Annotated in this window: 10 protein-coding genes and 1 pseudogene; 6 read left to right on the top strand and 5 right to left on the bottom strand. The window is 71.9% G+C overall.

Annotated elements, in window-relative coordinates; translation table 11 throughout:
* Positions 1 to 125 precede the first annotated feature (125 nt).
* The gene (locus tag ABT023_RS08110) at positions 126 to 890 is read left to right on the top strand and encodes an SAM-dependent methyltransferase (RefSeq protein WP_350882977.1); all 765 of its coding nucleotides are present in this window, start codon (positions 126 to 128) and stop codon (positions 888 to 890) included.
* An 85-nt stretch (positions 891 to 975) separates the two neighbouring features.
* Here ABT023_RS08110 and ABT023_RS08105 read toward each other — a convergent pair whose 3' ends face one another.
* Positions 976 to 2,115 carry a helix-turn-helix domain-containing protein gene (locus tag ABT023_RS08105; RefSeq protein ID WP_350882975.1) on the bottom strand — a complete coding sequence of 380 codons (1,140 nt, stop codon included), beginning with the start codon at positions 2,113 to 2,115 and terminating at the stop codon, positions 976 to 978.
* Positions 2,102 to 2,272, bottom strand: a complete 171-nt coding sequence (locus tag ABT023_RS08100) for a hypothetical protein (protein WP_350882973.1) — start codon at positions 2,270 to 2,272, stop codon at positions 2,102 to 2,104. The genes ABT023_RS08105 and ABT023_RS08100 overlap by 14 nt, the downstream gene beginning before the upstream one ends.
* Before the next feature lie 209 nt (positions 2,273 to 2,481).
* Between ABT023_RS08100 and ABT023_RS08095 the strand changes: the two genes are divergently transcribed.
* The 4 genes and pseudogenes from ABT023_RS08095 (at position 2,482) to ABT023_RS08080 (ending at position 6,961) form a co-directional block, all read left to right on the top strand.
* The gene (locus tag ABT023_RS08095; RefSeq protein ID WP_350882971.1) at positions 2,482 to 2,697 is read left to right on the top strand and encodes a winged helix-turn-helix domain-containing protein; all 216 of its coding nucleotides are present in this window, start codon (positions 2,482 to 2,484) and stop codon (positions 2,695 to 2,697) included.
* A 652-nt stretch (positions 2,698 to 3,349) separates the two neighbouring features.
* Positions 3,350 to 5,467 (top strand): HelD family protein, encoded by a 2,118-nt coding sequence (locus ABT023_RS08090; RefSeq protein ID WP_350882969.1) that lies wholly within the window; start codon positions 3,350 to 3,352, stop codon positions 5,465 to 5,467.
* 394 nt (positions 5,468 to 5,861) lie between these two features.
* Positions 5,862 to 6,089: pseudogene (locus tag ABT023_RS08085) on the top strand (helix-turn-helix domain-containing protein); the annotation flags it as partial.
* The gene (locus ABT023_RS08080) at positions 6,086 to 6,961 is read left to right on the top strand and encodes an alpha/beta fold hydrolase (protein WP_350882967.1); all 876 of its coding nucleotides are present in this window, start codon (positions 6,086 to 6,088) and stop codon (positions 6,959 to 6,961) included. The pseudogene ABT023_RS08085 and the gene ABT023_RS08080, both read left to right, overlap by 4 nt.
* A gap of 257 nt (positions 6,962 to 7,218) precedes the next feature.
* Here the strand turns inward: ABT023_RS08080 and treZ are convergent, their stop codons facing one another.
* Genes treZ through glgX form a run of 3 tightly spaced genes read right to left on the bottom strand, consistent with a single transcriptional unit; the run spans position 7,219 to position 13,387 of the window.
* Positions 7,219 to 8,952, bottom strand: coding sequence for a malto-oligosyltrehalose trehalohydrolase (gene treZ, locus ABT023_RS08075; RefSeq protein ID WP_350882965.1), 1,734 nt, complete (start codon positions 8,950 to 8,952; stop codon positions 7,219 to 7,221).
* The gene (gene treY / locus ABT023_RS08070) at positions 8,949 to 11,267 is read right to left on the bottom strand and encodes a malto-oligosyltrehalose synthase (protein WP_350882963.1); all 2,319 of its coding nucleotides are present in this window, start codon (positions 11,265 to 11,267) and stop codon (positions 8,949 to 8,951) included. Before treY ends, treZ begins: the two co-directional genes overlap by 4 nt.
* A 2-nt stretch (positions 11,268 to 11,269) precedes the next feature.
* Positions 11,270 to 13,387, bottom strand: a complete 2,118-nt coding sequence (gene glgX / locus ABT023_RS08065; RefSeq protein ID WP_350882961.1) for a glycogen debranching protein GlgX — start codon at positions 13,385 to 13,387, stop codon at positions 11,270 to 11,272.
* Positions 13,388 to 13,708: 321 nt separating this feature from the next.
* Between glgX and ABT023_RS08060 the strand changes: the two genes are divergently transcribed.
* On the top strand, positions 13,709 to 13,944 hold a 236-nt coding region (locus ABT023_RS08060), incomplete at its 3' end, for a glycogen/starch synthase (RefSeq protein ID WP_350882959.1).

The raw sequence follows: 13,944 nt of genomic DNA, 5'->3' as shown, positions 1-13,944 counted from the left end.
TGGGCGTGCCCGCATCGCAGGTGATCGGCACCGCGAAATACGGATTCTCAGGACCGTGATTGCGGCCGCCCGCACTGGCGAAAAGAGGTTGCACGAATGCCCGGCATCCATTTGGGTCAGCCCTCGTGACTGCCTTGGATCAGCTCGTGCGCCCGGATCGCTATCCCCGTTCGTCACGCTACGACCCGGCGTGGTTGCTCCGGCTCGACATGGGGCCGAACCCCCTGTGGCTGCTGGAGGACCTCGCCCGGGACCTTGATCTGCGCCCGGGGATGCGGGTGCTCGACCTTGGTTCCGGCAAGGGTGCGACGTCGGTGTTCCTCGCCCGCGAGTACGGCGTCCACGTCGTGGCGGCCGACTGGTGGGTCGGCGCGGACGAGGCGGCGGCCGTCTTCGCCGAGGCCGGCGTCAGCGACCGGGTGGATGCGGTGCGGACGGAGGCGCACGTCCTGCCCTTCGAGGAGGAGAGCTTCGATGCCATCGTGAGCGTCGACGCGTTCGAGTACTTCGGCACGGCGGACAGCTACCTGCCGTACCTGGTGCGGTTCCTGCGCCCGGGTGGACAGCTGGGCATGGCAACGCCCGCGATGACCCGGGAGGTCCGCGAGCTCGGGGCCATCCCCGCGCACATCAAGAAGGTGGTCGGCTGGGAGGCGATCGCCTGGCACACGGCGCAGTGGTGGCGCTTCCACTGGGAGATCACCGAACTGGTGACGGTCACGTCAGCGCGACCGCAACCGGAGGGCTGGCGGGATTGGCTGCTGTGGACCCGGGCAGCCACCGAGGCGCAACCGGATGGCCGGGCGTCCCACCAGCCCGTGATCGACATGCTCACTGCGGACAACGGCGAGCTTCTCACGTTCGCATTGGTGACCGCGCGTAAGAACTGAAGCCCGTTCGGAGCCGGGCGGGCCGGGCAGGGCCCTGGTGGCTACGCCGTAGGGGACGGGTCACACCCCTCCCGGGGCAGCCCGGTCACCGGGTGAGGCCGACGAGGGTCGCCAGGCGCGCCACGCCGGCCGGCACCGGGTGCGCCCGCGCGACCTCGGCGATCACCGTACGCGCCGCCGGCCGGCACCGGACCTCCGCCGGCGCGACGCCGTCCGCGTCGACCAGCACCCGCCCGGCCGCACGCAGGTCACCGAACTGCAGGTACGCCCGCGCGGCGTCCACCAGGTAGGCGGCCCGGTACTCGGCCGGCAGCCGCCGCCACGCCTCCCCCCGTACCACCTGTTCGTGCCGACCCACCGCCTCCCCGGCCTCCCCCAGCTCGACCGCCGCCACCACCCGGGCCAACTCGACGGCGACCGGCCCGAAGCTGGTCCGGTGCGGGTCGTCCCCGGCCCCGAGCGAGGCGGCCACCCCGGCGGCCCGGTCGGCCAACTCCCCCGCCCGGCCGGCGTCGCCGCAACCGGCGGCGGCCAGGACCCCCTGGATCAGCAGGGCCCCGTGCACCGTCGACGGCGCGAGGCGACGCGCGGCGTCGCCCGTCACCGCCAGCGCCAACCGGTCGCGGCCCAGCGCCCGCAGCGCCTGCCCGACCGACACCGCCGCCGATGCCGTCAGCACCGGATCACCGCCGGCCACGGCCACCGCGCGGTCGGCGGCCAGCCACCCCAGGTCGGCCTCGCCGAGCTTCACCAGCACCGACGAGGTGATCCGGTACGCCTGCACCAGCAGCCCCGGCGCGTCCGCGCGCAGGCCCCGGGCGGCGTCGAGCAACCCCGGCAGCAGCCGCACCACCTGGGCGTAACGCGCGTGCTGGTAGGTCAGCCAGGCGTGCTCCACGTGCCGGCCCGTCTCCGCCACCGACGCCGTCACCCGGCGGATGTCGTAGCGGGCGAGGGCGGCGCGGACCTCGTCCACCCCGTCCAGCGGGCCGGCGCTCATCGGCGGCGGGCGGTCCTCGCCGAGCAGCACCAACGGATCGACCCGCAGCACCTCGGCGACCTCCTGGATCACCGCGTACCGGTCCAGCGAGCGGACTCCCCGCTCGACCTTGTCCATCCAGCTCTTCGACCGGCCGAGCCGATCCGCGAGCACCTGCTGGGTCATCCGCCGCCGCACCCGCCAGCGCGCCACCCGACGCCCGATCGGCTCGTCAACGCTGGTCACGTAACCACCGCCGGTCCGGCACCGCCCGGGTGGTCTCCTCCACCGGTACGCGCTCCGCCTCCGCCAGATCGAGCAACCGCTTCCGGGCAGCCTCCCGCTCGGCCGCTTCTGCCTGCTCACCCCGGCTCTGTGCCGTCTCATCGCGCTGGCCCCGCATGCCGCCTCCATCGAGCCGTTACTGTCATCAGATATTCCGAAGCGTGGATGCCCGGCGGCCGAAGCGCGACGGGCATCCACGCCGGCGAGGACGGCCCAACAGCGCCAACCGAGGGGGGCGACCTCCTCCAACAACCTCCCATAGGTACCGTTGGGTAGTCAAGGGCTGGCAGAGGTGGTCTACTCGTGTTGCCAACCGAGGGGAACACAGTGCCACCGCGTTACCGCTACGAGCAGATCGCCGACGACCTGGCCAAGCGCATCGCGTCGGGAGAGTTCCCGCCAGGCGCGAAGCTGCCCAGCAGGCGGGAACTCATCGAGCATTACGGGGTCACCGAGCCGGTGATCGACCGCGCGATGCAGGTGCTACGGATCAAGGGCATGACCGAGACGCTTCCCGGCGTGGGCGTGTTCGTCGCGGAGTAGCGCCCAGCTCGCCGTGCCGGCTCCATCATCCTCGGCCAGAAGACAGACGTCCTGGACATGGCCGCCTGCGAGGCTGACCCAATAGGGTGACGAGCGGCTATGTTCCGACTTTCAGAGTCGTTATCAACGACATCAGAAGATCGATATCATCAGGGCAACTTGAAGAGGGAGACAAGGTCCCCCTCTGCCTGACTCGCTCAAATCCACTGACCGGCACCGATCGTGTCGGTGCCCTTGACTGGATGCGAGTCAACGGTTCCCGCTGCGGGCTGACTGCTGGGGCCCCTCGGCGAAGCAAGAGAGGCTGGGCCGCCGAGCCGCTGCTTACCCTCCTCCCTGCGGGTCCGGAGCGGACCGTCGAACTTGCCAGGGTACGAGCTGAGATGGAGCGTTACCCACCACTCCGCGCCGCACTGCGCGCTACCCCGGTGAGCAGCGAACTGCCCACCGGCGGCATTCAGATCAGATAGAGAACGAGCTGTCAACAAACGAGGGTTAGGCCACAAGCGGCCCGGAACTGCAAGGGCATTGAGATTGTCATCTCTGCCGACAGAGTCCCTGGTTGACGAGGAGAGCCGGTTCTATACTTGCCGCCGGAATACGCTCCGGCCCACCCGGGTCGAGGGGAAACAACCAGTACGAGGATTTGCGTATGCGCCGGAATTCTGCTCAGAACAACGGCGCTGCCGGCGCCCGCCGATCCGCGATCGCCGAGGAACAGGAGTTTCTCGACGTGGCCACTGCCCGGCGCGACAGGCTGGCCGACCACTTGCAGGCCGAGCTCTCGTCAGACGCCCTGGACCCATTGGAACGGGCCCGGCAGCGCATGCTCCGCCAGCAGTACGAAGAGCTACGGCGAGCACGGGACGGGCTGGTCTTCGGCCGCCTCGACGGCCTTGACGGCACCGTGCGACACGTGGGCCGGGTCGGTCTCCGCACCGACGGCGAGGACGGTGAGCCACTGCTGGTGGACTGGCGTGCTCCCGCAGCGCGGCCGTTCTACACCGCGACGGCTGTCGACCCACAAGGTCAGGCACGGCGCCGTCACGTACGCACGGCGGGATCGGTCGTCGTCGGCGTGGACGACGAGCCGCTGGACGGCACCCTGACGGCGGAACTCGTCGGTGAAGGCGCTCTACTGGCCGCCCTCGACCAGCGGCGCACCGGCCACATGTCGACGGCGATCTCCACGCTGCAACGCGAGCAGGACGACATCATCCGGGCCGAGGCGACCGGCCCGCTGATCGTTCAGGGCGGTCCCGGCACCGGCAAGACCGTCGTTGCTCTGCACCGCGTCGCCTACCTGCTGTTCGCCCACCGAAAGATGGCCGAGCAAGCGGTCCTGGTCCTCGGCCCCTCGCCGCGGTTCCTCCAGTACATCGCCCAGGTGCTGCCCGCGCTCGGTGAGACCGCCGTCGTGTCGGCGACCTGCGACACTCTGCTGACCGAGATCCGCGTGGGCCGCGACGAGAGCAGGCTTCTCGCCGAGATCAAGGGCCGCGCCCTCTGGCAATCCGCGCTCGAAAACTACGTCACGTCGCTGCTCCCCCGGCCCCGTGAGCTGAGGCTGCGTTGGGAGGGCGAGTTCTACGTCATCGCAGCCGCAGCAGTGGCACAGGCGCTCGCCTCGGCGGTGCAGGGACGTCCGTACCACCGCGCCCGCGCGGCGTTCGCCGAGCAGCTGCACCACCTCCTTGCCGAGGCCGTCGTCGAGCAGCGCGAGGCGCTGATGAACGAGATGGAGGAGGGCTTCGAGGACATCCTCGCCCGCTTCGACAGGGGCATGAAGCACGACCAACACTTCGGCAGGACGTCCACCGGCAGCGACGTCGACGGATTACTCTCCGAGGAGGAGATCGAGCAACTGCGTTCTCGTATCGCCGAGAACGCCACCATCGCCCGATTCATCGAGGCGTGGTGGCCCACCCTCGACACCGCGCACCTGCTGCGCGATCTCCTGACCGACCGCACCCTGCTGGCCCGGTTCGCCCCGCGGTTGTCCCCGGAGGAGATCACCGCCGTCTCGGCGGAGCCCGCCCCGTGGGCATCGAGCGACATCCCCCTGCTCGATGCCCTCGCCGACCTGCTGGGCGAGGTCGAAGCCCCGCAACCACAGGGCGAGTTCGTCGCCGACCGCGCTCGCCGGCAACGCGGCTGGGTGTACGGCCACGTCGTCATCGACGAGGCGCAAGAGCTGTCCGAGATGCAGTGGCAGATGGTCCTACGGCGCTGTCCCAGTCGCTCCATCACCGCGGTCGGCGACATCGACCAGGCGGAGGCAGCGCACCGGCACACCAGTTGGGCACAGGCGGTGCAGGCCGTTTTCGGGGACCGCTGGACCGCCGCGGAGCTGACCATCTGCTACCGGACCCCGCGCGAGGTCATGGACCTCACCGACTCGGTGCTGAAGAAGGCCGGCAGCCACAACGCGCCGCCCCGGGCGGTACGATCCTCCGGCATCGCCCCCTGGGAGCTCAGGATCACGCCCGCCGAGCTTGCCGACGCCGCCGTCCGAGCTGTGCAGGAGCTACAGCAGCGGTGGTACGGCGGCATGGTCGGGGTGATCGCCCCCGCCGACCGCATCGCCGAACTCCTGGCCATGCTGAGCGACGTGCCGGTGCTCACCGCGACCCAGTCCAAGGGACTGGAATGGGACGCGACGCTACTCATCGACCCCCAGGGCATCGCCGCTGAACCGCGCGGCTGGAACGGTCTCTACGTCGCGCTCACCCGATGCACCCAGGAACTCGGTCAGTTGATGCTCACGTAGCAATCGCCACGCGTATGGAAAACACACTGACGGTCCGCAGCCACCCGCCGGTCAGGACGGTCGGCCGCCGAACGCCAGTTGTGCACCTCGATGTCGGCGTACCGGTCCGAGGTCAGCAATGCGCGCGCGTCGCATCGCCCCGCAGATGACCGTGGTCGCCCTCCGCAGCTGGGCCAGGCGGCCGGGATGCCAGACCCGCAGCGGACGGGTCATGCCCACTCGCCCCTTTGCTCTGCTGCCGTCAGTGCAACACCAGCACGACGCCGCTTCAGGGCAAGGGCCAGCACGCACGGACGGCAGGAAGCGCGGCGCACCGCGCACGTTGCGCAGGGGGCAGCAGAGCAAAGGAGCCGGTACAGGTACCACCAGCAGACCGGCGACGACGCCGGCGCCCCGGTACCTGATCTCCCGCCGGGTCGACCTCGCCCGCCGGCTCATCCTGCGGGGTCGACCGCTGCGGTCGGTCGCGACCGACAGCGGGTTCCACGACCAGCCGCACCTGGCCCGCCACTTCAAGCGGATCCTCGGCGTCGGCCCGGCCGCCTTCGCCCGCGAAACCGGCGCGACTCTCGCAGCGCCACGGCCCATGCCGTCGTACGTCGGCCGTACGCTCCCGGCATGACGAATAGTGAGACGCGCACCCTTGCCGCGCCCGGCGCCGACCTGGTCTACGACGTCCGCGACCCGCTCGTTGCGCCCGCCGGGCACCGCACGTTGCTCATGATCGGCCAGCCGATGACCGCCGAGGGCTTCGGCTCACTCGCCGAGCACTTCACCGACCGCACGGTCGTCACCTACGATCCCCGGGGTCTTGGCCGCAGCGTCCGAAAGGACGGCCGGTCCGACCACACGCCGCAGCAGCAGGCGGCCGACCTGCACCTGCTGATCGAGGCGCTCGGCACCGGCCCGGTCGACGTGTTCGCCAGCAGCGGCGGCGCGGTGACCGCGCTCGAACTGGTCGCGTCCCACCCCGGCGATGTCGGCACGCTGGTGGCGCACGAGCCGCCGATCAACGCCGTGCTCCCCGACGCCGCCGCCGCCGACCGCGCCCGGGCCGGCTTCCACGAGGCGTACCAGACGAAGGGCAACGGCGCCGGAATGGCCGCGTTCATCGCGATGACGTCCTGGCAGGGCGAGTTCACCGACGCCTACTTCGCCCAGCCCGCGCCCGACCCGGCGATGTTCGGCCTGCCGACCGAGGACGACGGCACCCGCGACGATCCGCTGCTGTCGAAGGCCTCCTGGGCGATCATCGACTACCGCCCCGACGCGCAGGCGCTCACCGCCGCACCGACCCGGGTCGTGATCGCGGTCGGCGAGGAGTCGGCGGGGACGTACACCGCGCGTACGGCTGTCGCCACCGCCGCGCTGCTCGGCCAGGAGGCCACGGTGTTCCCCAGCCACCATGGGGGCTTCATGGGCGGCGACTTCGGCTACGCGGGCAAGCCCGCCGAGTTCGCGGGGCGGCTGCGCGAGGTGCTGGACGCCGACTGAGCGCACCCAGCCAGCCCTCCGGCGACGCCGACGGCGCCCGACGGTCAGCCACAAAGATCGTCTGTCACGTACCGGCGTCCCGCCCGGCGTGTCGCGCCGGTGACCAGCAGACGATCAAGGGCGGCCCATGAGGAGGCGGGCGGGGCGACGAAGGACGGCAGGGAACGCCGTGCACCGCGCACGTTTCAGCCGCTGCCAGCCGAGCAGGTCGTCACGGAGCAGCACAGCGATCTTTGTGTCGGTGACGCTGGCAGGCCCTAGAGTGCCACGATTGCCGCCGTCTCCGCCGGCAGGTCGATGCGGTCCCGGGTCACCGTGACCCCCTCCCCCGTGGCCAGGAGCACCCGACGCGCCATCCCCGGCAACGTGACCCGCTGCGGCTTGGCTGCCAGGTTCGCGACCACCAGCGTCTCCCCCCGCCGCAGCACCAGGAACTGGTCCCCGTGCCGGACGTCGACCCGGTCCAGCCGGGGATCGGACAGGTCGGCCCGGCTCTTGCGCAGCGCGATGAGCCGCCGGTGGAACTCGTACATCTCGCGGTGTTCGGGCTGGTCCAGCTCGCCCCAGTCGAGCCGGGAGCGGGCGAAGGTCTGCGGGTCCTGCGGGTCGGGAACATCATCCGAGGTCCACCCGTGCGCGGCGAACTCCCGGCGGCGGCCGGTGGCCACGGCGGTCGCCAGCTCCGGCTCGGGGTGGCTGGTGAAGAACTGCCACGGGGTGCTGGCCGCCCATTCCTCGCCCATGAAGAGCATCGGGGTGAACGGCCCCGTGAACAGCAGCGTCGCGCCGACCCGCAGCAGTGCCGGGGAGAGGGTGGCGGAGATCCGGTCGCCGGTGGCCCGGTTGCCGATCTGGTCGTGGTTCTGCAGGTACGCCACGAACCGGTGGCCGGGGGTGCGCTGCCGGTCCACGGGCCGGCCGTGGCTGCGGTTGCGGAAGCTGGACCAGGTGCCGGCGTGGAAGAACGCCCCGGTCAGCACCTCCGACAGGCATTCCAGGGAGCCGAAGTCGCCGTAGTAGCCCTGCCGCTCGCCGGTGAGCAGCGTGTGCAGGGCGTGGTGGGCGTCGTCGTTCCACTGGGCGTGCAGGCCGTACCCGCCGGCCTCCCGGGGCGTGATCAGCCGGGGGTCGTTGAGGTCGGACTCGGCGATCAGCGACAGCGGCCGGCGCAGGTGCGCGGCCAGCGAGTCGACCTCGGCCGCCACCTCCTCCAGGAGCGGGGTGGCGCGCGAGTCGGGCATGGCGTGCACGGCGTCGAGCCGCAACCCGTCGACGTGGTAGTCGCGCAGCCACGTCAGCACGCTGTCGAGGATGTAGCGGCGCACGCCGTCGGAGTGCGGCCCGTCGAGGTTGACGGTCCGGCCCCAGGTGTTGTCCTGCTCGGTGAGGTACGGCGCGAACATCGGCGCGTAGGCCCCGGAGGGCCCGAAATGGTTGTAGACGACGTCGAGGATCACCCCCAGACCCTTGGCGTGGGCGGCGTCGACGAACCGTTTCAGCCCGTCCGGGCCGCCGTAGGGCTCGTGCGGTGCGTACCAGCAGACCCCGTCGTAGCCCCAGTTGTGCTCGCCGTTGAAGGCGTTGACCGGCAGCAGCTCGATCAGGTCGACGCCGAGGTCGACCAGGTGGTCGAGGCGGCCGACGGCGGCGTCGAAGGTGCCCTGCGGGGTGAACGTGCCGACGTGCAGCTCGTACAGGACGCTGCCGGACAGTTGCCGGCCCGTCCAGCCGGTGTCGGTCCACTCGAAGGCCCCGTGGTCGTAGCGCCGGCTCGGGCCGTGCACCCCCGCCGGCTGCCAGGCCGAGCGGGGGTCGGGCAGGGCCCGGTCGTCGTCGTCGATCAGGTAGGCGTAGTCGGTGCCGGGGCCGGCGGCGGGCACCTCGACCCGCCACCAGCCGTCGGGGCCGGCGCGCATCTCGTGGTCGGCGTCGCCCGGCAGGCGCAGCCGGACCCGGGCGGCCTCCGGCGCCCACACCGTGAACTCGGTCATGACACACCCTCCACGGACTCGTTGGTGGGAGCCAGCAGCGCGACGGGACAGGTGGCCAGCAGGTCGGCCAGCGGGGTCTCCCCGCCACCGTAGACCCGGCCCGTGAACAGGTCGGTCACCTCGTGAACGGGAAGTGACAGCGTGGTGTCGCCCCAGCCGCCGGCGCGGGCCAGCCCGAGCGGCAGCCGGGTGGCGACCGCGACCGCGCCGCCCCGGTCGAAGGCGAGCGCGTGCGCGGCGGCGGGGCCGTGGGCCGGCACCGGGCGGTAGCCGGCGAACAGCTCCGGGCGGTCGCGGCGCAGCCGCAGGGTCCGCGACACCACGAGCAGCTTCGCCGCCCCGTCGGCGTCCACCGCCGGCTGCCAGCCGGCGTCGAGGCGGGCCAGCAGCTCCCGGCGTACGGCGAAGTCGACCGGGCGGCGGTTGTCGGGATCGACCAGCGAGTTCTCCCACAGCTCGGTGCCCTGGTAGGTGTCGGGCACACCGGGCATGGCGAGCTGGACGAGCTTCTGCCCGAGGGAGTTGGACCAGCCGGCCGGGGTGATCTCGGCGGCGAACGCGGTCAGCTCGGCGTGCAGCTCCGGGTCGTCGTACATCCGGTCGACCACGGCGTGCATGGCGTGCTCGAAGCCGGGGTCGGGGTCGGCCCAACTCGTGGCGACCGACGCCTCCCGGGCGGCCTTCTCGGCGTACGCGTGCAGCCGTTCCCGCTCGATCGGCCACGCCCCGACGGCGGTCTGCCAGAGCAGGTGGGCGAACGCCGGGTCGGGCAGCGGCGCGAGCGCCGTCCACCGGGTGACCCGCTCGGCCCAGCGCTCGGGCAGCTCGGACAGCACCGCGAGCCGGGCCCGGACGTCCTCGCCGCGCTTGGTGTCGTGGGTGGACAGGGTGGTCATCGCCGCCGGCCAGCGGGCCTGTCGGGCGGCGGCGAACCGGTGGAACTCGGCCGGCGGGGTGCCGAAGTGGGCGGGGCTGCCGCCGACCTCGTTGAGGGCGACGAACCGGCTCCAGCGGTAGTAGGCGGTGTCCTCGACGCCCTTGGCCATCACCGCGCCGGACAGCTGCGGGAAGCGCTGCCCCAGCTCGTCGTCGGGGTCGCGCAGCCGGCGGGTGACCGCGTCGAGGGCGGCGGTCAGGTCGGGGCGGCGTCGGCCGGCCTCGGAGCGGGCGTCGGCCAGGTGCCGGGCGCCGTGCGGCGGGTAGCCCCGGTAGACCGGGAAGCACGCGGCCAGCTCGGCGAGGGCCGCCCGGGCCTCGGCCGGTTCCAGCTCGGGGGCGAGGGCGGCGAGCCGGGTCAGCTCGGCGGCGAGCAGCCGGGTGGCCGCCTCCAGCTTGGTGTCGTGGATCAGGTCCGACCAGGAGGTGCGATGTCCGGTCAGCCGGGCGTCCAGGGCGGTGAGGTCGCCCTCGGCGGACCCGTCGACGAAGAGGCCGCCCACGGGCGCCAGGGCGTCGTAGCCGGTGGTGCCGTCCACCGGCCAGTCGGGCAGTTCCTCGCCGTACTCGAGGATCTTCTCCACCAGCAGCCACGCGTCCGGCGCGGCGGCGCGCAGCCGGGCCAGGTAGCCGGCCGGGTCGCGCAGCCCGTCGGGGTGGTCGACCCGGATGCCGTCGACCTCGCCGGCCGCCGCCCAGCGCAGCACCTCCGCGTGGGTGGCGGCGAACACCTCCGGGTCCTCCACCCGCAGGCCGGCCAGGTCGGCCACGGCGAAGAACCGGCGGTACGTCAGCTCGTGGTCCCCGCGCCGCCAGGAGACCAGCTCGTAGTGCTGCCGGTCGTGCACCTCGCGGGGTGTCCCGTCGCCGGCCCCTTCGCCGGTTCCCTCGGCGATCGGGAAGCGGTGTTCGTGGTAGCGCAGCTCCCCGTCGACGATCTTGAGGTCGTCCAGGGCGTCCGGGGCGTCGGCGAGCACGGGCAGCAGCAGCCGGCCCCGGTCCCAGTCGATGTCGAACCAGCGCGCGTACGCCGAGGCGCGGCCCCGGCGCAGCACGTCCCACCAGGCGGGGTTGGCCGCCGGCTGGGCCACCCCGGCGTGGTTGGGCACGATGTCGACGACCAGGCCGAGCCCGGCCGCGCGCAGCGCCCGGACCAGCCGCACCCGGCCGGCCTCGCCGCCCAGCTCGGGGTTGACCGCCCGGTGGTCGACCACGTCGTAGCCGTGCGCCGAGCCGGGGGTGGCGGTGAGCAGGGGCGCGCTGTAGAGGTGGGTGACGCCGAGGTCGGCCAGGTAGCCGACGAGGCCGGCGGTGGCGTCGAGGTCGAAGCCGGGGCGGACCTGCACCCGATACGTCGCGCCGAGGCGGGGATCGGGCATGGTCAGACCGTCCTCTCCAGGACCACCAGGGAGCGGTCCGGGACGCAGACGGTGCCGCCCGCCTCGACGAGGGTCGGCTTCTCCGGTTCCGGTTCCGCGGTGCTGATCACCAGCTCCCACCGCCGGCCGAACTCCTCCCCGGGCAGGGTGAAGTCCAACGCGGCGTCGTGGGCGTTGAAGCAGAGCAGGAACGAGGTGTCCCGGTGGCGCTGGCCGTACTGGCCGCGCTCGGGGATGCCGTCGCCGTTGACGAACAGGGCCACCGAGCGGCCGAAGTCGTTGCCCCAGTCCTCGCCGGTCATCTCCCGCCCGTCGGGGGTGTACCAGGCCAGGTCGGGCAGGCCCGAGCCGGCGGCCCGGCCGCCCACCGGCAGGCCGGTGAAGAACCGGCGGCGGCGGAACACCTGGTGGCTGCGGCGGAACTCGACCAGCCGCCGGACGAAGCCCAGCAGCGCCTCGTCGGCGTCGTCCCAGTCGACCCAGGCCAGCTCGCTGTCCTGGCAGTACGCGTTGTTGTTGCCGCGCTGGGTGCGGCCCAGCTCGTCGCCGTGGCCGATCATCGGCACGCCCTGGGAGAGGATCAGGGTGGCCAGGAAGTTGCGCCGCTGCCGCTGCCGCAGGGCCAGCACGCCCGGGTCGTCGGTCTCCCCCTCGACGCCGCAGTTCCAGGACCGGTTGTGGCCCTCGCCGTCCCGGTTGTCCTCGCCGTTGGCCTCGTTGTGCTTGTCGTTGTACGACACCAGGTCGTTGAGGGTGAACCCGTCGTGGCAGGTGACGAAGTTGATGCTGTGGAACGGGCGGCGGCCGTCGTCCTGGTACAGGTCGGCGGAGCCGGAGATCCGGGAGGCGAACTCGGCGAGGGTGGCCGGCTCGCCGCGCCAGAAGTCCCGCACCGTGTCGCGGTACTTGCCGTTCCACTCGGTCCACACCGGCGGGAAGTTGCCCACCTGGTAGCCGCCGGGGCCGACGTCCCACGGCTCGGCGATCAGCTTGACCTGGCTGACCACCGGGTCCTGCTGGACCACCTCGAAGAAGGTGGACAGGCGGTCGACCTCGTAGAACTCGCGGGCCAGGGTGGCGGCCAGGTCGAACCGGAAGCCGTCGACGTGCATCTCGGTCACCCAGTAGCGCAGCGAGTCCATGATCAGTTGCAGGGAGTGGGGGCTACGCACGTTGAGGCTGTTGCCGGTGCCCGTGTAGTCGACGAAGTACCGTCGATCCTCCTCGGAGAGCCGGTAGTAGCTGGGGTTGTCGACGCCCTTGAAGCTCAGCGTCGGGCCCAGGTGGTTGCCCTCGGCGGTGTGGTTGTAGACCACGTCGAGGATGACCTCGATGCCGGCGGCGTGCAGCGCCCTGACCATGCCCCGGAACTCCTGCACCTGCTGGCCGAGGTGGCCCAGCGCGGAGTAGCCGTGGTGCGGGGCGAAGAAGCCGATGGTGTTGTAGCCCCAGTAGTTGCGCATTCCCAGGTCGGCCAGCCGATGGTCGTGGACGAACTGGTGCACCGGCATCAGCTCGACGGCGGTGATCCCGAGTTGCTGGAAATACTCGATCATGACCGGGGAGGCGATCGCCGCGTACGTGCCGCGCAGCTCCTCCGGGATGCCGGGGTGGCGCATGGTCAGCCCGCGCACGTGGGCCTCGTAGATGACCGAGTGGTGGTACGGGGTGCGCGGCGGCCGGTCGTTGCCCCAGTCGAAGTACGGGTTCACCACCACCGACTTGGGCATGAACGGCGCCGAGTCGGTCTCGGACATCCGGTCCGGGTCGCCCAGCTCGTAGTCGTAGACGGCCGCGTTCCACTGCACGTCGCCGTCCACCGCCTTGGCGTACGGGTCGAGCAGGAGCTTGTGCGGGTTGCAGCGCGGCCCGTCGGCCGGGTTCCACGGGCCGTGGACCCGGTAGCCGTACCGCTGCCCCGGTTCGATGCCGGGGATGTACGCGTGCCAGACGTACGCGTCGACCTCGCGCAGCTCGACGCGGCGCTCCGCCCCGGTGTCCCACTCGTCGAACAGGCAGAGCTCGACCCGCTCGGCCACCTCCGAGAAGATCGCGAAGTTGGTGCCCATCCCGTCGTAGGTCGCCCCCAGGGGGTACCGCTCGCCCGGCCAGACCTGCATGTCGCTCCTCAGCCCATGATGATGAACGCCCCTGCCGGGCGGCCCGGCGAGTGCGCAAGCCGCTAATGCCCCGGCGCCCCTCCGCCCAATCCACCGTTTCGTGCCGTAGCCAAAATCCACCCTCCTGATACCGGCCGTCCGTTTGGGTGGCGTCCGTCACCTTGGGCCCTCTCAGGATGCGGTTCGGCCCCGGATGGCCTTTCCTTGACGCGGAGGCGTGCGTCCGCGCGCGCCGCCACTGGGCCTTCGGCCACCCCCACCACTTCCCGTTTCGCCGCCACCGATGCCGGCGCGTTCCACCATGCATGGACGGAGTTTGATGTGATGACCCTGCGGGCCGGCGAGCAGACCGCCACCGCCACGGACCGGACCTGCCGGGCCGTGCCCACCTCCCGGCCTCTGGTCCCGCAGTCCGCCGGGGCCGGGGTGCCCCCGCAGACCCGCCGCATCCTGATGCTGTCGTGGGAGTACCCGCCGGTGCTCGTCGGCGGCCTCGGCCGCCACGTCCACGCCCTCTCCGTCGCCCTCGCCGCCGCCGGCCACGACGTCACAGTCAT

The organism is Micromonospora sp. NPDC002296, assembly GCF_040296145.1.
Classification (GTDB): Bacteria; Actinomycetota; Actinomycetes; order Mycobacteriales; family Micromonosporaceae; genus Micromonospora.
The sequence above is the reverse complement of the archived record's forward strand: the minus strand, read 5'-3'. Positions and strand labels throughout refer to the sequence as shown.